Origin of the sequence: Rhodococcus sp. ACT016, assembly GCF_050477185.1 — a bacterium.
Taxonomy (GTDB): Bacteria; Actinomycetota; Actinomycetes; order Mycobacteriales; family Mycobacteriaceae; genus Prescottella.
Genome location: NZ_JBEAET010000001.1, coordinates 4,109,337 through 4,123,966, shown reverse-complemented (window position 1 = coordinate 4,123,966; position 14,630 = coordinate 4,109,337). Strand labels below are relative to the sequence as shown.

At 68.7% G+C, this 14,630-nt stretch carries 15 protein-coding genes and 1 riboswitch; of the genes, 8 read left to right on the top strand and 7 right to left on the bottom strand.

Going from position 1 to position 14,630, the window contains the following annotated elements:
- Window positions 1-28: 28 nt before the first annotated feature.
- The gene (gene ctaD / locus ACQ5DX_RS19040) at window positions 29-1,777 is read left to right on the top strand and encodes an aa3-type cytochrome oxidase subunit I (RefSeq protein ID WP_430334046.1); all 1,749 of its coding nucleotides are present in this window, start codon (window positions 29-31) and stop codon (window positions 1,775-1,777) included.
- A gap of 228 nt (window positions 1,778-2,005) precedes the next feature.
- Here the strand turns inward: ctaD and ACQ5DX_RS19035 are convergent, their stop codons facing one another.
- From ACQ5DX_RS19035 to ACQ5DX_RS19025, 3 genes are read right to left on the bottom strand one after another with little or no spacing between them, the layout of a single operon-like run.
- Window positions 2,006-4,255, bottom strand: a complete 2,250-nt coding sequence (locus tag ACQ5DX_RS19035; protein WP_430334045.1) for a tetratricopeptide repeat protein — start codon at window positions 4,253-4,255, stop codon at window positions 2,006-2,008.
- Between the two features lie 23 nt (window positions 4,256-4,278).
- The gene (locus tag ACQ5DX_RS19030; protein ID WP_430335741.1) at window positions 4,279-5,256 is read right to left on the bottom strand and encodes a glutamate ABC transporter substrate-binding protein; all 978 of its coding nucleotides are present in this window, start codon (window positions 5,254-5,256) and stop codon (window positions 4,279-4,281) included.
- Window positions 5,256-6,611, bottom strand: a complete 1,356-nt coding sequence (locus ACQ5DX_RS19025) for a hypothetical protein (RefSeq protein ID WP_430334044.1) — start codon at window positions 6,609-6,611, stop codon at window positions 5,256-5,258. Before ACQ5DX_RS19025 ends, ACQ5DX_RS19030 begins: the two co-directional genes overlap by 1 nt.
- Before the next feature lie 154 nt (window positions 6,612-6,765).
- Between ACQ5DX_RS19025 and ACQ5DX_RS19020 the strand changes: the two genes are divergently transcribed.
- Window positions 6,766-7,605 (top strand): NUDIX domain-containing protein, encoded by an 840-nt coding sequence (locus ACQ5DX_RS19020; protein ID WP_430334043.1) that lies wholly within the window; start codon window positions 6,766-6,768, stop codon window positions 7,603-7,605.
- A 9-nt stretch (window positions 7,606-7,614) separates the two neighbouring features.
- Here the strand turns inward: ACQ5DX_RS19020 and ACQ5DX_RS19015 are convergent, their stop codons facing one another.
- Entirely contained in the window at window positions 7,615-8,025 is a 411-nt protein-coding gene (locus ACQ5DX_RS19015; protein WP_430334042.1) for a pyridoxamine 5'-phosphate oxidase family protein, read from the bottom strand.
- Window positions 8,026-8,152: 127 nt separating this feature from the next.
- Window positions 8,153-8,554: a hypothetical protein gene (locus ACQ5DX_RS19010; protein ID WP_430334041.1), complete on the bottom strand. Its 402-nt coding sequence runs from the start codon at window positions 8,552-8,554 to the stop codon at window positions 8,153-8,155.
- Between the two features lie 288 nt (window positions 8,555-8,842).
- Here ACQ5DX_RS19010 and ACQ5DX_RS19005 point away from each other — a divergent pair, with 288 nt between their 5' ends.
- Together ACQ5DX_RS19005 and ACQ5DX_RS19000 are read left to right on the top strand one after the other, a co-directional pair.
- Window positions 8,843-10,054, top strand: coding sequence for a glycosyltransferase 87 family protein (locus ACQ5DX_RS19005; RefSeq protein ID WP_430334040.1), 1,212 nt, complete (start codon window positions 8,843-8,845; stop codon window positions 10,052-10,054).
- Between the two features lie 26 nt (window positions 10,055-10,080).
- Complete coding sequence (locus ACQ5DX_RS19000) at window positions 10,081-10,497, top strand: hypothetical protein (protein WP_430334039.1); 417 nt, start codon at window positions 10,081-10,083, stop codon at window positions 10,495-10,497.
- A 9-nt stretch (window positions 10,498-10,506) separates the two neighbouring features.
- Here ACQ5DX_RS19000 and thiE read toward each other — a convergent pair whose 3' ends face one another.
- Window positions 10,507-11,199, bottom strand: a complete 693-nt coding sequence (gene thiE / locus ACQ5DX_RS18995; RefSeq protein ID WP_430334038.1) for a thiamine phosphate synthase — start codon at window positions 11,197-11,199, stop codon at window positions 10,507-10,509.
- A 26-nt stretch (window positions 11,200-11,225) separates the two neighbouring features.
- A riboswitch (TPP riboswitch) is annotated at window positions 11,226-11,337 on the top strand.
- Here thiE and thiO point away from each other — a divergent pair.
- The 3 genes from thiO to ACQ5DX_RS18980 all read left to right on the top strand — a co-directional run bounded on the left by thiO (window position 11,306) and on the right by ACQ5DX_RS18980 (window position 13,378).
- Window positions 11,306-12,403, top strand: a complete 1,098-nt coding sequence (gene thiO, locus ACQ5DX_RS18990) for a glycine oxidase ThiO (RefSeq protein WP_430334037.1) — start codon at window positions 11,306-11,308, stop codon at window positions 12,401-12,403. It overlaps the preceding riboswitch by 32 nt.
- Window positions 12,404-12,417: 14 nt before the next feature.
- Window positions 12,418-12,627, top strand: a complete 210-nt coding sequence (gene thiS / locus ACQ5DX_RS18985; protein WP_430334036.1) for a sulfur carrier protein ThiS — start codon at window positions 12,418-12,420, stop codon at window positions 12,625-12,627.
- A gap of 1 nt (window position 12,628) precedes the next feature.
- The gene (locus ACQ5DX_RS18980) at window positions 12,629-13,378 is read left to right on the top strand and encodes a thiazole synthase (protein WP_013417095.1); all 750 of its coding nucleotides are present in this window, start codon (window positions 12,629-12,631) and stop codon (window positions 13,376-13,378) included.
- A 6-nt stretch (window positions 13,379-13,384) separates the two neighbouring features.
- Here the strand turns inward: ACQ5DX_RS18980 and ACQ5DX_RS18975 are convergent, their stop codons facing one another.
- Window positions 13,385-13,840, bottom strand: a complete 456-nt coding sequence (locus tag ACQ5DX_RS18975) for a hypothetical protein (RefSeq protein ID WP_430334035.1) — start codon at window positions 13,838-13,840, stop codon at window positions 13,385-13,387.
- Window positions 13,841-14,115: 275 nt separating this feature from the next.
- On the opposite strand from ACQ5DX_RS18975, the gene ACQ5DX_RS18970 reads away from it, so the two are divergent.
- The gene (locus ACQ5DX_RS18970; RefSeq protein WP_430334034.1) at window positions 14,116-14,580 is read left to right on the top strand and encodes a pentapeptide repeat-containing protein; all 465 of its coding nucleotides are present in this window, start codon (window positions 14,116-14,118) and stop codon (window positions 14,578-14,580) included.
- The last annotated feature ends 50 nt before the right edge of the window (window positions 14,581-14,630 follow it).

Below are 14,630 nucleotides of genomic sequence, written 5' to 3'. Positions count from 1 at the left end.
AACCCTCGGAAGTCCGACTATTCCGGGTATGGTTGCCAACCCCGAGATCGATCTCGCTCCACCACGAATGCTGACACCGTCGCGGCCGGCCCCGGCTCGCCGCGGCGTCAAGGGGTCGTTCATCTACAAGATGATCACGACCACCGACCCCAAGGTGCTCGGGGTGATGTACCTGGTCACCGCGTTCGCGTTCTTCCTCATCGGTGGCCTCATGGCGCTGCTGATGCGGACCGAGTTGGCGATCCCGGGACTGCAGTTCCTGTCGAACGAGCAGTTCAACCAGCTGTTCACGATGCACGGCACGATCATGCTGCTGCTGTACGCGACCCCGGTCGTGTTCGGCTTCGCGAACTTCCTGGTACCTCTACAGATCGGCGCGCCGGACGTCAGCTTCCCGCGGCTGAACTCGCTGAGCTACTGGATGTACCTGTTCGGCGGCCTCATCGCGACGGCCGGCTTCATCACCCCCGGTGGTGCCGCCGACTTCGGGTGGACCGCCTACGTGCCGTTGTCGAACAGCGTGCACGCTCCGGGCATGGGCGCCGACCTCTGGATCATCGGCCTGGCACTCGGCGGCGTCGGCACGATCCTCGGTGCGGTCAACTTCATCACCACCATTGTGTGCCTGCGCGCGCCCGGCATGACCATGTTCCGGATGCCGATCTTCACGTGGAACATCCTCATCACGTCTCTGCTGATCCTGTTGGTGTTCCCGCTGCTCGCTGCCGCCCTGATCGGCCTGTGGGTGGACCGGCATCTCGGTGCCCACCTGTTCGATCCCGCGACCGGCGGAGTCATGTTGTGGCAGCACCTGTTCTGGTTCTTCGGCCACCCGGAGGTGTACGTCATCGCGCTGCCCTTCTTCGGCATCGTGTCGGAGATCTTCCCGGTCTTCTCGCGTAAGCCGATCTTCGGCTACAGCGGCCTGGTGTACGCCACCATGGGCATCGCGGCGCTGTCGATCGCCGTGTGGGCGCACCACATGTACGCCACCGGCGCCGTGCTTCTGCCGTTCTTCTCGTTCATGACGTTCCTCATCGCGGTCCCGACCGGTGTGAAGTTCTTCAACTGGATCGGCACCATGTGGCGCGGTCAGCTGACGTTCGAATCACCGATGCTGTTCGCGGTCGGCTTCCTGGTGACGTTCCTCTTCGGTGGCCTGTCCGGTGTGCTGCTGGCCAGCCCGCCGCTCGACTTCCACGTCACCGACACGTATTTCGTGGTGGCGCACTTCCACTACGTGCTCTTCGGCACCATCGTGTTCGCCACCTACGCGGGTATCTACTTCTGGTTCCCGAAGATGACTGGCCGCATGATGGACGAGCGCCTGGCACGGTGGCACTTCTGGACCACGTTGGTCGGCTTCCACATGACGTTCCTCGTCCAGCACTGGCTCGGTGCGTCGGGCATGCCCCGTCGTTACGCCGACTACCTGCCCACCGACGGGTTCACCACGCTGAACACGATCTCCACGGTCGGCTCGTTCCTGCTCGGTGCGTCGACGCTGCCCTTCCTGTGGAACGTCTTCAAGAGCTACCGCTACGGACAGATCGTGACGGTCGACGACCCGTGGGGTTACGGCAACTCGCTCGAGTGGGCCACCAGCTGCCCGCCGCCGCGGCACAACTTCACGGAGCTGCCCCGGATCCGTTCGGAACGACCGGCATTCGAGCTGCACTACCCGCACATGGTCGAGCGGATGCGCGAAGAGGCGCACGTGGGCCTCGGACACCGCGACGACAAGGTCGTGGAGCTGAAGCAGGAAACGAAGGTCTGACGATGGACGACGGCACGCGGTACCGCGACTGGATCGAGCGCTCCCCGAGGACGGACCTTCGTCCCGAGCCGGGGCGGATGCTCGTGCCCCTGCTCACCGTGGCTCTGACGCTGGCGACACCGCTGGTACTGCCGATCCCGGTTGCCGTCGTGTCGATCCTCGCGGCCCTGGCCTGGCTGGGAGCGCGAATCCAGGAGTCCGGCAGCGGAAGTCGTCTCGACGCGACGCTCAGAACAGGCTCCGGGGGCGCACCGCGTTCGCGAGATCGACGAGTGTGTAGCGGTGAGTCGCGGTAGGCGCACCGCGTGCCATCGCGCGTAGGGCGGCCTCGGTGCCCGCACGCAGGCCGCGCTCGGTGAAGGGGACACCGAGCAGCGGCTCGCGTGCGGTTTCCGGGGTGTGCCCGGCGAGTAGCCACTGCAGGGCAGTGCCGAGAACCACAGTCCGCATCTGCGGACCGCGAATCTCGGTACGGGGCAGCGTTTCCACTCGCCGGGCGCACTCGCGCAGCGTCTCCTCGCTTATGTCGCCGATCGGCCGCACCGACAGGTACGTCAGGACCCCTGTCATCCGTGCCACGGCGTGGCTGCGGGAACCGACCGGGACCTGGTCCAGGGCGGCGACGGCGCCGTGGACGTCGCCGTCCGCGGCGAGCCGTCGGGCCAGGCCGAACGCGGCGCTCACGATATTCCGGTCCATCCGCCACACCCGTCGGTAGAACTCGAGCGCCGGCAGTCGCCAACGGTCGATTCCGGGCTCGGTGCTGTGCTCGAGGAGGAGTTCGGCGGTGGCGGCCATCGCCAGTTGCGGGGACACCTCACCCGGGAGCGCGCTGTGGACGTTGTCGAACGACATGTAGGCGGAAGCCAATTCGTTCACAGTGAGGGCGGCGATGCCCCGATACCAGTCGATGCGCCAGTCGTTCGGATGGGTCAGTGCCAACGGGCGCAGCAGTTGCCGCGCACCGTCCGCGTCACCGAGATCGAGATGCGCCCGTACCTCGGCGAGAAGCAGTTCCAGCGATTCCGGGGTTTCCCGGTCGCGGTTCTCGCGGGCGCGGTCGAGCAGATCGAGCATCAGTCGGGGATCGCTGTGCGCGGCCGCGTTCACCAGGGGCGCGCCGGGATCGTCGGGATCGACCAGCGGCACCGCGAGGGACTGGGCCACCTTCTGCGGGTTCAGGGTCCGGTCGCGTTCGATGCCGTCGGCGAAGACGTCGGTCTGCTCGACGATCTCGTCCGCCCCGAACATCGCCCGCTGGCGGGTGAAGACGGTCGAGAGTATCGGGTGTTCCTCGTCGGTCTGGAGTGAGACGATCTCGCGCAGCACACCACTGAGCTGACCCGACATTTCCTCGGCGGACCGGAACCGCCGCTTCGGGTCGGACGCGGTGGCCCGCAGCAGCAGCCGCCGGTAGGAGTCGTAGCGGGCGAGCAGCGGTGCGTGCGTCGGGGACGGCAGCCTGTCGGCGTAGTGTCCGTGCTCGGTCGGCAGGTCGAGGGTCAGGACCGCGAGAGTTCTTCCGACGGTGTAGATGTCGGACGCAACGGTGGGTCCGGTCTCGGTGATCTCCGGCGCCTGGAAGCCCGGAGTGCCGTACAGGTAGCCGTAGCTCTCGAGCGGTGCCACCGCGCCCAGATCGATGAGCTTGAGTTGCTCGTCGGTGACCATCACGTTCTCGGGCTTGAGGTCGTTGTAGGCCAGACCGATCGAATGGAGGTATTCCAGGGCGGGGAGGATCTCGAGGATGTAGGCGATGGCCTGCTCCACGGGCAGGCGCTCGGGACGCTTGTATGTGGCGAGGATGTCGCGCAGCGAGTTTCCGCCCACGTACTCCATCACCAGGTAGCCGGCCGATGGCGAGCCTTCCTTCTGGAACTCGACGAAGTTGTAGATCTCCACGATGCTCGGGTGTCGCACCTCGGCGAGGAACTGACGCTCGGCGGCCGCTACCGCGTGCGCCTCGGCGTCGCCGAGTTGGAGCAGGCCCTTGAGGACGACCCAGCGGTTGTCGACGTTGCGGTCGATCGCCAGGTAGATCCAACCCAGGCCGCCGTGCGCGATGCACCCCTGCACCTCGTACTGGCCCGCGATCACCATGCCGGGGGAGAGCAACGGCGCGAACTGGAACCGGGCCCCACAGTGGGGGCAGAACCCGGACGTGGCCCCAGGGCCGTCGTCGGAGGAACGGCCGACCGGCCTGCCGCACTTCCAGCAGAACCGCTTGCGCTCCGGGACGTGTGGATCGGTGAGGATGACCGACTGCGGTTCGCGCACGGGAACCGGCGGAACCTCGACCAGTCCACCGCCGAGCACCCGGCGGGTGCGGATGCGCTGGGTGCGCGCGCGGCGACCGGTCGTGGGGGTGACCTCCACCGCCGCCGTGGCCATCGGATCGTCCTCCGCGGTGGCGGCGCGGGTCTGCGCGAGGTCACCGGAATCGCCCGTGTCGTGTTCTTCTGCTCCCTCTCTCGCCATGCATCCTCCGTTCGTCCCACCGATCAGTCCCGGTACGTCGCAGGCGGCGGTCCGGGGGAGGGGCCCAAGGCGGAGAGCCATCGGGCATAGATTCTCTCCCACGTACCGTCCCGGCGGATCCGTTCGAGCGTGCCGTTCACGAACCGCACCAGATCGTCGTTGCCCTTCGTCATCCCGATTCCGTACGGTTCGGGTCCCAGACTGGGACCGACCATCCGCAGGTAGGGGTCCTGTGTGGTCATCCCGGCGAGCAGGGTGTCGTCGGTGCTGACCGCGTCGACCTGACGCTGCTGCAGCATCACCAGGCAGTCCGACCACGTGGGCACCGCGATCATCGTGGCGTCGGGTGCGAGGGCACGAATACGGTCGATGGAGTGTGTCCCCTTCGTCAGGCACACCCGTTTCCCGGCGAGGTCGTCGACGCCGGAGACGGGGGACCCGGCCATGACCAGGATCCGCTGGTGCGCCTCGTAGTACTCGGTGGAGAAGTCCACGTGCTGTCCCCGTTCGCACGTGATGCTCATGGTGTGCGCGACGATGTCGACCTTCGACTCCTCGAGCGCCTGCTGGCGGTCGTCCGCGGTGAGGAGCCGGAACTCCACCTTGTCGGGACTGCCCAGCACATCGCGTGCGACCTCCCGGGCGATGTCGACGTCGAAGCCCTCGATGCCGCCGGTGGCCGGGTTCCGGAAGCTCATGAGGTTGCTGCCCGTGTCCAACCCCACGATCAGTTGACCGCGGGCACGGATCGTGTCGAGCGACGGACCCGCCGGTTCCTCGCCCGGCGGGAAGGGACGCAGGCTGGCGGTCGGATCACCGCAGTCCGCCGTCGTGGGAGCGGGGGCCGACGTCACCACCGACGCGCCCGCGGGCAGCGGTGCCACGCTGTACGTCTCGCTCGGCGGGAGCGTGTACGGGTCCGGTGGTGCCGAGCATCCCGCCGCGGCCGTGCCGGTGACCCCGACGGCCACCGCGGCCGTCGCGAGCCATCGGCGTCCGATCACTGATACTCCCGAAGCCGGGGCCACAGCCCAAGCGGGATGCCGACGGCCGCCACGATCGTGATCACCACCGCGCCGGGCCCCAGCGCCGACAGCACCCGCGACGAGCGGGCGACGTCGTCGCGCAACTCCGCGCGGGCAGTGTCGGCACCGTCGGACAGCGCGCCGTCGACTACGCCGAACTCCGCTGCGCTCGAATCGGGACCGGAGCCCACAGCTGTCGTCGCGGCCGTCGCCCAGTCACCCACCTCGAGGGCGTCGGTCATCCGCTGGTGCGACGCTGTCCACGCGTCCAGGGCCCCCGCAGCCTTGTGTATGTCGTCCGCGCCGTCGGACTCCGAGTAGTCGGCGAGCAACGCGCGTAGTTGGTCGGTGTCGTCGGCGAAGATCTGCGCGTGGCGTTCCTTCTCGTCACGACGGACCAGCTGCATGATCTCCTGCGTACGTGCCTGCTGCGCGAGGATTCGCGCCGACGCGAACGTCGACAGCGGCGTCGACCCCTGCCGAACCGCGCTGTGTGCCGACGCCGCGGACACGATGCCGGCCACCAGCATCCACACGAGCAACGCGGTCATCGCGGCGGTCGTGAACAGGAGGCCGGCGTTGAATGCGCGACGGGTCCGCCTGGACATCACCACCTGCGTCGCGACGAGCACGACAAGCAGCGCAACGAGCAGTCCGATGGCGAGCCACGGTGGCCGGGCGAACTTCGACTGCGGGGCCAGCGATGCCGCGGCCCGCTCGGTGTGCAGGGCCTGCGCTCGCGGCAACAGCTCCGACTGCATCAGCGACGACGCCTCGGCGAGGTAGGCGGTGCCGACGGGGTTGCCGCTGCGGTTGTTGGCGCGGGCCGTCTCCACCAGTCCCGTGTACACCGGCAGTTGCGTCGCGATCTCGGTGATGAGGCTTCGCGCCTCTTTGTCACCGGGCAATCCGTCGGAGTTCGCGACGAGCTCGGCGGCTGCGGTGCCGATCGCCTGCGTGTACTGGTCCCGGGCCGCGCTCGGTTCGACGCCACCCGACAGGAACGCGGTGGCGGCGGCCGCATCGGCGACGGACAGCGACGAGTACAGGTTCTGCGCCGACCGCGCGAGCGGTTCGGTCGTGGACAGCAGCACGTCGATCTCGTGCTTGCGGTCTCCCGCGACCACCGAGGTGATCAGCCCCGCGGCCAGCGTGCCCAGGAGCAGCGCGACGCCGACCGCGAGCAGCCGAGCAGGTGTCGATCGAAGCAGGTCACGAGGGGCGATCTGGCGCGCGCGATCGGCGCCGTAGATCGTCACGAACCCCCAGCTGGTCTGCTTCGGCGTGGGCGTCTTTTTGCTCTCCGACGCCTTGGTTTCCGGCACTGCCACGGCATGTCCTCGGTTCGCCGTCCGTGTGGTTCGAGGCCCCCGTACTGCGAGCATAAGCCGCACCGGCAGGTTGTTCCTCCGATTCGTGATGCCGCGGGGAATACTGTGGGGACAGGCGAGCGGCTCGGCGGACAGGGCAGGTGAGAGACACTCCATGCGCGGTGACGGAGACGGTTGGGCGACGACCCCCGAAGGCGTACGGCATTGGGGCCGGCACGGTGCGGCGGGTTTGTTGCTGCGCGCCCCACTGGCGGACGGCTCGGCCGCGGTCCTGCTGCAGCATCGGGCGGCGTGGAGCCATCAGGGCGGCACGTGGGCGCTGCCCGGCGGCGCGCGGGACAGCCACGAGACGACGGTTCACGCAGCGGTCCGTGAGGCGCAGGAGGAGACCGGTATCGACGGCGCCTCGGTGCACGTGCGGACCGAGCGGGTCACGGCCAGCGTCGCCGGTGGCTGGACCTACACGACGGTCGTCGCCGACGCGGAGAAGCCGCTGGCCCTGGTCCCGAACGGGGAGAGCACCGAACTTCGCTGGGTGCCGGAGTTCGAGGTGGAGCGCATGCCGCTGCATCCGGGGTTCGCACTCGCGTGGCCGACTCTGCGGACCACCGAGATGCGAGTGCTGCTCGACACCGCCAACGTGGTCGGTTCACGGCCCAATGGGTGGTGGCGCGATCGTGCCGGCGCGACGACGGAGTTGCTGGACCGGCTCGCGCAGGTGCTGCCGCGGACCATCGAACTGCCCGGCGGCGGTTTCGGCTGGTTGCCGCGCATCGAGGCGATACTCGAGGGCGTGGCCCGCGGCGCCGGCCACGTCGACGCGCGGGTCTCCGTGCACATCGCGTCCGGCAGCGGTGACGACGAGGTGGCCCGGCTGGCCATGAGCGACGGTGCCCTCACCGCGGTCGTGACCGCCGACCGCGGGTTGCGGGGACGGCTGCCGGGGTCGGTCCTGACGCTGTCGCCGTCGACGGTGCTGGGCTGGCTGGACTGAGCCGCTGGGTCAGCCGCGTTCGATGAGAAAGCGGCGACCGGTCGTCTCGGTGGGCCGGATCTCCACGAAGTTGTACTTCTCGGTCGGCACCCACGACCGCAGGTCGAGTTCCTCGGCCGCGTTGATCTCGTCGAAGCGGACGAGGGTGCGTGCGATACCGCGGACCAGGATGCTCCACGCGGACGTGGCGTCGGCGCGGTCGACCTGGAAGGTGACCATCGGCTTGAGCTTCATCTCGGTGAGCTTGTCGCCCTCGGCGCTTCGGAAGTAGAGCTTGCCGTCGTGCACCACATAGTTGACGGGGTAGACGTCGGGTTGGTCGCCGGTGACGAGGATGAGTCGGCCGAGCCGTTCGGTGGCCAGAAGGTCCAGCGCCTCCTGCTCGGTGAGCGCGGTGACGAGGGTGGTCCGGTCCGGCATGTCTCCTCCGATCGTCGGCGAGTGTTCACCTCCGACTCTGCCCCTTCACGTTTCCGAGTGCCAGGGGATCGGGATGTGAGCTGCGTTGCATGTGAGAACCACTGCACAGCAACGGGTTGCGCGACGATCAGGCGCCGGAATTCTTGTTGGCCTTCCGCTCCTCGGCGCGGTTGCGGAGCACGACGAACGGAAGCAGGAAGGTGGCGAGTGCGGTGACGAGCCACACCACGAGGGTAGCGAGGATCCAGCTGCGCCAACCGGAGATCGACAGCCCGCCGAACGCGGATGCGATGGCGAGGGCGACGAAGGTGGACACCAGTCCGATGCCGCCGAGGAACGCGGGTGCATTCCGCTCGGCGAGACGGGTGATGAACGGGGACAGCACGACCTGCGCAATGGCGAACAGGACGACGGCGATGATGAACCCTGAGGCGCTGACGGACACGTCCGGAATCAGCCACACGGCGGCGAGAATCCCCAGTGCGGCCGATCCGAGGAAGATCGCGGACCGAATGAGAAAGCGAATCATGTTCCGGCCCTTCAGGTGAGCCTCGTCGGCTGATGGAACCGAACCGGTTGGTCGATTCGAGGTGCAGTGTAGCGATCGGATCGAGGCAATCCCGGTAAGCGGACTGTCGCCGTGTTGCGCGGTGGGTAACGCCGTAGGGTCGGGAGGCGAACTCGTGGACGGGGACCGTATCGGGGTGGCCGATGAAAAGACACATTCCTTGCTTAGGCTAGGTATGTAGATCTGGCCGGGGACGATCGACGAGGGGGCTGGCAGGTGTTCTGGCGAAGTGCGGTAGGTGGACGCGAAATGCCCCGCCGGACAGGACACCTCGTCGTGCTCGGACTGTGGGCCGTGACCTCCGTTGTTCTGGTCCTCACCACGGTGCGTCCCTGGATGCCCGAGATCGGTATCTTCGCCGGGGGCGCCGACCTCGACGTCTACCGCGACGGTGCGCGCCACATCATGGAGGATCTGCCCCTCTACACCCAACCGGTCGTCCACGGTCTGCTCTACACGTACACGCCGTTCTCCACGCTGGTGTTCGTCCCGTTCGGACTGTTGCCCCTCGGCTACGACAAGTACATCTGGATGGCGGTCAACCTGGCCCTCCTGGTCGGGATCGTGGCGCTGTGCTGGCGGATGCTCGGCTACCGGATCTCGCCACGCGTCGTGGGAGTTTCGACGCTGCTGGCGATCGCGTGCACGTTCCTCGAACCGGTCCGCACGACGCTGTTCTACGGGCAGATCAATCTGGTGCTGATGGCACTGGTGCTGTGGGACGTCTCCCGCGACGAGCGGAGCCGGATCAGGGGTGTCGGTGTGGGGATCGCGGCCGGCATCAAGCTCACCCCCGCGTACTTCGTGCTCTACTACCTGGTCCTTCGCCAGTGGCGCGCGGCGGCGGTCGCGGTCGGGACCATTGCGGCCACGATCGGGTTGAGTTGGCTGGTGCTACCGGGTGATTCGCGGCAGTACTGGACCGAGACCTTCTTCGCGTCCACGCGAATCGCGGAGGACCGGCACCCGTCGAACCAGTCGATCCGCGGCGTGATCGCACACCTGACGGGACATGCGACGCCGGTCGCGCTGTGGTTCGTGCTTGCGGCACTCGTCGTGGCGGTGAGCATGTGGATCGTGGCGCGACTGCACCGCGCCGGCGAGCATCTGCTCGCGGTGACGGTGACGGGTCTGAGTGCCGCCGCGGTGTCCCCGTTCTCGTGGAGCCACCACTGGGTGTGGTTTGTGCCGCTGCTCGTCTACATCGTCCACCGGGCGTTGACGGACCCTCGCTGGTGGCTCGCCGCCGCGGTGATCTACCTCGGTGCCGGGGCGTGGCCGTACTGGTGGAACGAGCACTTCGTCGTGATCGGTCTGTTCCTGTACCCCCCGCAGTGGCCCGTCGCCGATGTCCTGATGAACATCTACCTGCTGCTGTATGCGGCCGTCCTGGTCGGTGCCGGCGTGGTCGCATTCCGACGTAACGGGAAATCCGCTGGTCAGCACCCAGTGGTCGCGTGAACCGGGCAGGCTGTCACCATTCCGGCATGAAAATTCGACACCTGATCGCCGCCGTCCCCGTCGCACTGCTCGTCCTCACCGGCTGCAGCGACAGCGATGCGGAACCCGCCGCATCGTCCTCGAACGAGACCACCACCGTCGCGGCCGACGTCGTCGACGCCGCCGTCAAGGAGATGTGCAGCCAGGTGGCGGCCTTCATCGACTCCTCCGAGCAGGCCGCCCAGGCGGCCGGGCAGCCGTTCGACCGCGCCGCCAAGGGCGAGGAGTTCCTGGGGCTGCTCGAGGCGAACTCCGGCGCGTGGGTGGGCGCCTACAACGCGCAGGCCGAGGCGTCGGGACAGCCGGCGTTGGACCCCGCGACCGCGACGTGGGAGGACATGCCAGCGGACAGCCGCGACATGATCGAGAAGTCCGTCCACGCGGGCGTCGCCGGCACCTGCTGATCTGCGAGGTCAGCCGCGCAGCGCGTCCGACAGTGCTCGCGCGGCGGCCTCCGGATCGTCGGCGTCGGTGATCGCGCGCACGACGACGATGCGGGTGGCGCCGGCCTCGAGGATCTGCGGCAGCCGCTCCTGGTCGACGCCGCCGATCGCGAACCACGGGCGCGTCGGAGCCGCCTCGGCGGTGCTGCGGACCAGCTCGATGCCGGACGCGGTCCGCCCCGGCTTGGTGGGCGTGGCCCACACCGGACCGGTGCAGAAGTAGTCGACGTCCTCCTCGATCCCCGCGAGGCTGGCCTGCGCGCGGTTGTTCGTCGAGCGGCCGATCACGACGTCGGGGCCGACGATCCGGCGGGCGTAGTGCACCGGCAGGTCGTTCTGGCCCAGGTGCAGGACGTCGGCGCCGGCGGCGAGCGCGACGTCGGCCCGGTCGTTGACGGCGAGCAGCGCGCCGTGGCGTCGCGCTGCGGCGCCGATCACCGCGAGTGCGGCCAGCTCCTCCTTGATCTCCATCGGCCCCAGCTCCCGCTCGCCGGCCGAGCCCTTGTCGCGGAGCTGGACGATGTCGACGCCGCCGGCCAGTGCGGCCTCGACGAAGTGAGCCAGATCGCCCTTGTCCCGGCGGGCGTCGGTGCAGAGATAGAGGCGCGCGTCGGCGAGACGTTCACGCGGAGTGGGGTGCTTGACGGTTTGGGAGGCGTGCACACTTGGAACGGTAGTCTCTAGTGCGGACGAATCAACACGGGAGTCCCGAGGAACGCGGGGCTGAGAGGGGGCCTGCCGGCCCCGACCGTCATACCTGACCCGGATCATGCCGGCGCAGGGAGCGAGGTGGAGAAAGTTGACCCGATCGGTTTCCGTCGTCGGAGGCGGTGTCATCGGCCTGTCGGTGGCGTGGCGCGCGGCGCAGCGCGGCTGGGCGGTTCGGTTGTACGACCCGGCGCCCGGTTCGGGGGCGTCGTGGGTTGCGGGTGGCATGCTGGCGCCGCTGTCGGAGGGCTGGCCCGGTGAGGAGAAGGCCCTCGAGCTCGGGGCCGCCTCGCTGCAGCGGTGGCCCGATTTCGGCGCCGAACTCGAGCGCATCGCCGGGGTGACCCTCTTCACTTCGGACGACTCGTTGACCGTCGCACTGGACGCCGCCGACGCCGCCGACCTGCACACCATCGCCGACTGGGTGGCCGAGCAGGGCCACGAGCTGCGAATCCTGAACCGCGCGCAGATCCGTGAGCTCGAGCCGTCGCTCGGCCGCGGGATCCGGCTGGCGCTGCAGGCCCCTACCGAGCTGGCCGTCGACAACCGACTGCTGGTGCGCGCGTTGCGGACCGCGGCGGCCTCGGCCGGGGTCGAGCTGATCGAGCAGGCAGTGACCGACCTCGACGACCTCACCACCGACCAGGTGGTGCTGGCCGCGGGATCGAACTCGGCGCAGTTGTGGCCGGACCTGCCGGTGCGGCCCGTCAAGGGCGAGATCCTGCGCCTGCGGGCCCGGCCCGGCGTGACGCCCGCACCGCGACGCACCATCCGCGGCAGCGTGCACGGGCGCCCGTCGTATCTTGTTCCGCGGGCCGACGGCATCGTGGTGGGCGCGACGCAGTACGAGTCGGGCCACGACACCCAGGTGACGGTGGCCGGCGTGCGGGACCTGATCGCCGACGCGGAGGCGCTGATGCCGGCGATCGGCGAATACGAGCTGTACGAGGCGAAAGCCGGTCTGCGTCCGATGAGTCCGGACAACCTGCCGATCATCGGACGCGTGTCTGACCGGGTGGTGCTCGCGACGGGCCACGGCCGCAACGGCGTCCTGATGACCCCGGTGACGGCGGACGCGACGGTCGCGATCCTCGATGGGTCACCACTGTCGGAGGCGGAAAGTGCCACCGCCGAACGATTTTCACCTGCAAAGGCATGACGAGCGAGGTTTGGATGAGTGAGTTGATCGGCATCACCGTCAACGGTGAGGAACGTGAGTTCGACGGGCCGCTGACGGTGACGCAGCTGCTCGAGCGGCTGGATCTGCCGCAGCGCGGCATCGCCGTCGCGGTCGACGGTGCGGTGTTCCCGCGCGGGCGATGGTCCGAATCCGTCGGTCGCGGTTGGGAAATCGATATCCTCACGGCGGTGCAGGGTGGCTGAGATGGGCAAGCTGACGATCGCCGACCGTACCTTCGGCTCGCGCCTGATCATGGGCACCGGTGGCGCCGCCAACCTCGCCGTGCTCGAGGAGGCGCTGGTGGCGTCCGGCACCGAACTGACCACCGTCGCGATGCGCCGGGTCGACGCGGCGGGTGGCACCGGTGTGCTGGACCTGCTGCGTCGACTGGACATCGCGCCGCTGCCGAACACTGCCGGGTGCCGCGGTGCCGCGGAGGCCGTCCTCACGGCGCAGCTCGCGCGGGAGGCGCTCGAGACCGACTGGGTCAAGCTCGAGGTCATCGCGGACGAGCGCACGCTGCTGCCCGACGCGATCGAACTGGTCAGCGCCGCAGAGCAGTTGGTGGACGACGGGTTCACCGTGCTGCCGTACACCACCGACGACCCGGTGCTCGCCAAGCGTCTCGAGGACGTCGGCTGCGCCGCGGTGATGCCGCTGGGCTCGCCGATCGGAACCGGTCTGGGCATCTCGAACCCGCACAACATCGAGATGATCGTCGACGCTGCGAACGTGCCCGTCATCCTCGACGCCGGCATCGGCACCGCGAGCGATGCGACGCTTGCGATGGAATTGGGCTGCGACGCGGTGTTGCTCGCGACGGCTGTCACCCGCGCCAAGGATCCGGCGCTCATGGCGTCGGCGATGCGCGGTGCGGTCACGGCCGGCTACGAGGCCCGTCACGCCGGACGAATCCCCAAGCGGTTCTGGGCGCAGGCGTCGTCGCCGATGTGACGACCGCTACGGCGTGACGAACGCGACGCCGACGTCGAGGATCGGCGGGGTGGTGACGAAGTGCCCGCCGAGCGGGGAGTTGCCCTCGTAGTGGGACGTCGGCACGCGGTAGATCCGTGCGAACGACTGCGGCGGATAGGTGACCCCGATGAACTCGTCGGCGGGCAGCGCTCCGACGACGACGAACTTCAGCGTGGGCGACGCCAGTTGGGCCGGGTCGTGCACCACCCGGTACACGACACCGCGAGTGGTGTCGTAGTGGGTGTAGTCGCGCACCGCCTCGACGATCGTTGCGCCGCTGTCGAACGCGGCCCGCAGTCCGGGGGCGGTGACCGAGCCGGATCCACTGCCGATCGAGCTCGGTGGGACCGGTTGCGGGCCAACCTCCTCGGCGCCGGCGACCGGCGCGGCGGCGGAGGCGAGCACGACCGCGAATGCCGCAGCGGTGACGAGTCTTCTCATACGGGATCCCTACGTCGGCCACCGGTTCACTGGGGCCGGCGGGGTTGCCCCTGTGTCGCGACCGGGGCGCGGACCGTTACGGGAGGTCGGAAGCGCGCCACGCCGATAACGGAATGATCGAAAATCCCGGTGGTCCGGACGTTGCACCCTAGGCTGGGTGAGGCCAGGTCGGTTTCGCTGCTGCGATAGGACATGCCATGTCGACGATGTTGAACGCAGATCTTCTCCGGCTCCTCCGCTCAGACGTCGTGGCGTGGAACGCACGACGAGACGAATTGCCTGATGCGCCAGACCTTCACGGTCTGGACCTGTCGGGCGCGGACCTCGCCGGGGCCAACCTCACCGGCGCCAATCTGGTCGGGACCGACCTCTCGGGCGCGGACCTCACCGCGGCCGAATTCGGTGGGGCCGACATGACCGGGGCCAATCTGTCCGGGGCCGTCGCGGCGGACGCCGACTTCACCAAGGCATATCTGACGAACGCGAAGATGACCGGCGCGGTGCTCACGCTGTCGTTCCTGACGTCGACGTATCTGGCGCACGCGAACCTCGCCGGGGCCGACCTGTCGGGCGCCTACATGACCGGCGCACACCTCGAGGATGCCGATCTGACCGGGGCTCGGTTGGCCGGCGCGTACCTCGCGCACGCCGACCTGACGGGCGCGGTGCTCTCCACCACCGACGTCAGCGGCGCCGACCTGACCGACGTGACCATGCCGGACGGCGTCGTCCGCGCCTGATCGGGGTGACCCCCGACACCGTCTCGGGGTGCACGTCATCCCTGGGTATG

What these genes read in the sequence shown, in the direction of transcription:
- ACQ5DX_RS19010 (WP_430334041.1), bottom strand. Translation starts at nt 8,554, where the DNA reads ATGATTCGCTTTCTCATTCGGTCCGCGATCTTCCTCGGATCGGCCGCA.
- ctaD (WP_430334046.1), top strand. Translation starts at nt 29, where the DNA reads ATGGTTGCCAACCCCGAGATCGATCTCGCTCCACCACGAATGCTGACA.
- thiS (WP_430334036.1), top strand. Translation starts at nt 12,418, where the DNA reads ATGAGTGAGTTGATCGGCATCACCGTCAACGGTGAGGAACGTGAGTTC.
- ACQ5DX_RS19020 (WP_430334043.1), top strand. Translation starts at nt 6,766, where the DNA reads ATGCGCGGTGACGGAGACGGTTGGGCGACGACCCCCGAAGGCGTACGG.
- ACQ5DX_RS19015 (WP_430334042.1), bottom strand. Translation starts at nt 8,025, where the DNA reads ATGCCGGACCGGACCACCCTCGTCACCGCGCTCACCGAGCAGGAGGCG.
- thiO (WP_430334037.1), top strand. Translation starts at nt 11,306, where the DNA reads ATGCCGGCGCAGGGAGCGAGGTGGAGAAAGTTGACCCGATCGGTTTCC.
- ACQ5DX_RS18980 (WP_013417095.1), top strand. Translation starts at nt 12,629, where the DNA reads ATGGGCAAGCTGACGATCGCCGACCGTACCTTCGGCTCGCGCCTGATC.
- ACQ5DX_RS19005 (WP_430334040.1), top strand. Translation starts at nt 8,843, where the DNA reads ATGCCCCGCCGGACAGGACACCTCGTCGTGCTCGGACTGTGGGCCGTG.
- ACQ5DX_RS19035 (WP_430334045.1), bottom strand. Translation starts at nt 4,255, where the DNA reads ATGGCGAGAGAGGGAGCAGAAGAACACGACACGGGCGATTCCGGTGAC.
- ACQ5DX_RS18975 (WP_430334035.1), bottom strand. Translation starts at nt 13,840, where the DNA reads ATGAGAAGACTCGTCACCGCTGCGGCATTCGCGGTCGTGCTCGCCTCC.
- ACQ5DX_RS19000 (WP_430334039.1), top strand. Translation starts at nt 10,081, where the DNA reads ATGAAAATTCGACACCTGATCGCCGCCGTCCCCGTCGCACTGCTCGTC.